1 pseudogene is annotated in these 331 nt (G+C 62.8%); it reads left to right on the top strand.

Going from position 1 to position 331, the window contains the following annotated elements:
* Positions 1 to 300: pseudogene (locus EN845_RS34325) on the top strand (SAM-dependent methyltransferase); the annotation flags it as partial.
* Positions 301 to 331 lie beyond the last annotated feature (31 nt).

The raw sequence follows: 331 nt of genomic DNA, 5'->3' as shown, positions 1-331 counted from the left end.
TTTCTGGCCCGCACGCCTTACGGCTACCACGATACGGCACTGATCCGCCGCGAGCTGGAGGACGCAGGTTTCTCCCGAGTGGTGATCGAGACGCGGGCCGAACAAAGTCGTGCATCCTCGCCGCGCATTCCGGCCGTTGGCTATTGTCAGGGCTCCCCCCTTCGCAACGAAATCGAGGCCAGGGACGCGGGCAAACTGGAAGCGGCGACGGACTATGCCGCATCGGTGATTGCGGATAGGCACGGTAGCGGTGAGGTCGCGGCCAAAATTCAGGCGCATGTCATAGTGGCTGTGGCCTGAGGCAGTTTATCGAGCAAGGCGTGCATCGGCG

The organism is Mesorhizobium sp. M8A.F.Ca.ET.202.01.1.1, assembly GCF_004791595.1.
Taxonomy (GTDB): domain Bacteria; phylum Pseudomonadota; class Alphaproteobacteria; order Rhizobiales; family Rhizobiaceae; genus Mesorhizobium.
The sequence above is the reverse complement of the archived record's forward strand: the minus strand, read 5'-3'. Positions and strand labels throughout refer to the sequence as shown.